Below are 1,405 nucleotides of genomic sequence, written 5' to 3' on the forward strand. Positions count from 1 at the left end.
CAGCATGTACGCGTTGACGGTCCACTGGAGCGCGGCGAGGTCGGCGTCGAGGTCGCGGCCGATGCGCGGCAGGGCGACGTTGACGACGGTGGAGTCCAGCATCGCCATGCTGGAGCCGAGGACGGTGGTGAGCAGGATCCACCGGCCCTGCGTTGAGGCCAGCCGGACATCGGGCATGTCCCCAGGTATACAGCGAGCCCGGCGCCAAGGGCAGGCGCCGGGCTCGCGGGTCCCCGGAGGGACGAGAACTACTTGATCTTCGTACCGGCGGAGCGCAGGTGCGTGCAGGCCTCGGTCACACGCGCGGCCATGGACGCCTCGGCGAGCTTGCCCCAGGTCCGCGGGTCGTAGGTCTTCTTGTTGCCGACCTCGCCGTCGACCTTCAGGACGCCGTCGTAGTTGCGGAACATGTGGTCCGCGACCGGACGCGTGAACGCGTACTGGGTGTCGGTGTCGATGTTCATCTTGACGACGCCGTTCTCCAGCGCGGTGCGGATCTCCTCCTCGGTGGAGCCCGAGCCGCCGTGGAAGACGAAGTCGAACGGCTGCGAGCCGGCCGGCTTGCCGTACTTGGCGGCGACGCCCTCGTTGAGCTCCTTCAGCAGCTCGGGACGCAGGACGACGTTGCCCGGCTTGTACACGCCGTGGACGTTGCCGAAGGACGCGGCGAGCAGGTAGCGGCCCTTCTCGCCCAGGCCCAGGGCCTCGGCGGTGCGGACCGCGTCGTCGACCGTGGTGTAGAGGGAGTCGTTGATCTCGTGGGTGACGCCGTCCTCCTCGCCACCGGTCGGGGTGATCTCGACCTCGAGGATGATCTTGGCGGCGCGGGCGCGCTCCAGCAGCTCCTGCGCGATGGCGAGGTTGTCGGCCAGGGTCTCCGCCGAGCCGTCCCACATGTGCGACTGGAACAGCGGGTTCTCGCCGCGCGCGACGCGCTCCTCGGACACCGCGAGGAGCGGGCGTACGTACCCGTCGAGCTTGTCCTTCGGGCAGTGGTCGGTGTGCAGCGCGACGGTGACGTCGTACTTCTTGGCGACGATGTGCGCGAACTCGGCCAGGGCGACGGCGCCGGTGACCATGTCCTTGCTGTGCTGACCGCCCAGGAACTCGGCACCACCCGTGGAGATCTGGATGATGCCGTCGCTCTCCGCCTCCGCGAAGCCGCGCAGGGCCGCATGCAGGGTCTGGGAGGAGGTCACGTTGATGGCCGGGTAGGCGAACTTGCCTGCCTTCGCCCGGTCGAGCATCTCGTTGTAGACCTCGGGGGTTGCGATGGGCATCTGTCCGCTCCTTGGAGTGTGCGGGTCGGCGTACTGCGTACGGCGTTCTTCTTGGCCCTGACCTAGACCTTGGGGGGGTGTGACGTCGTCGTCGGCGCCCATCTTTCCAGACGAACCCGGATGCT

Annotated in this window: 1 protein-coding gene and 1 pseudogene; both read right to left on the bottom strand. The window is 68.3% G+C overall.

What is annotated here, in order from left to right; genetic code table 11:
• Window positions 1–177, bottom strand: a pseudogene (locus ACFY5C_RS41550) (MFS transporter); the annotation flags it as partial.
• A gap of 71 nt (window positions 178–248) precedes the next feature.
• Window positions 249–1,280 (bottom strand): class II fructose-bisphosphate aldolase, encoded by a 1,032-nt coding sequence (gene fbaA / locus ACFY5C_RS41555; RefSeq protein ID WP_086869822.1) that lies wholly within the window; start codon window positions 1,278–1,280, stop codon window positions 249–251.
• Between the last annotated feature and the right edge of the window lie 125 nt (window positions 1,281–1,405).

The sequence above is a fragment of the Streptomyces sp. NPDC012935 genome (assembly GCF_042900345.1).
Taxonomy (GTDB): Bacteria; Actinomycetota; Actinomycetes; order Streptomycetales; family Streptomycetaceae; genus Streptomyces.